Here is a 947-nt window from a genome sequence, read left to right as displayed (position 1 = left end):
TGATTACAGATACAAAAAAGGCCCCACAACGTGGAGCCTTAAACAATAAGCGATGGTTGGTATTATCAGGTTGTCAGAGCTAGGATTGCGCCTGGCAGAATGATGAATACAGACATCAGGTAGCCACCCACAACGGCTTTGTTTTTGATAGCAAGCTCTGAAATCATTTCAGCGCCTTTTACTGGGATTTCACGTAAGAACGGAATACCAAAGATAAACAGTGTCGCCAAAATATTAAAGGTTAAGTGTACTAGCGCAATCTGAAGAGCAAATACAGCAAACTCACCAGATACTGCGGTAGCTGCAAGTAGCGCAGTGATACATGTACCGATGTTCGCACCTAGAGTGAATGGGTAAATGTCACGAACTTTAAGAACACCAGTACCTACAAGTGGAACCATCAAGCTTGTTGTTGTTGATGAAGATTGTACCAACACCGTCACGATCGAGCCTGATACGATACCGTGGATAGGACCACGACCAATTGCATTCTTCAGAATATCGCGAGCACGGCCAACCATTAGGCTCTTCATTAGCTTACCCATTACTGTGATAGCAACGAAGATTGTAGCGATACCTAAAGCAATTAGAGCCACGCCACCCATGGTGTCACCAAATGTTGATAGCGGTTCTTTGATAGCAGAAACAACAGGCTTAGTGATTGGCTTGATGAAGTCAAAACCCTTCATGCTCATGTCGCCAGTGTTCAATAGTGGCGAAACCAACCAGTGAGAAATTTTCTCTAGAATGCCGAACATCATTTCCAAAGGAAGGAATATCAGAACAGCAAGAAGGTTAAAGAAGTCGTGGATCGTCGCACTAGCAAATGCGCGCTTGAATTCTTCCTTACAACGTACGTGACCTAGTGAAACCAAAGTATTGGTCACTGTGGTACCAATATTGGCACCCATTACCATTGGAATCGCTGTCTCTACAGGTAGACCACC

1 protein-coding gene is annotated in these 947 nt (G+C 44.2%); it reads right to left on the bottom strand.

Annotation, left to right across the window (positions count from 1 at the left end; genetic code table 11):
• Positions 1 to 65: 65 nt before the first annotated feature.
• Positions 66 to 947 (bottom strand): Na/Pi symporter (locus R7P74_RS25185; protein WP_318123368.1); only part of this gene is annotated, 882 nt, incomplete at its 5' end.

The sequence above is a fragment of the Vibrio sp. 2033 genome, from assembly GCF_033339735.1.
The sequence above is the reverse complement of the archived record's forward strand: the minus strand, read 5'-3'. Positions and strand labels throughout refer to the sequence as shown.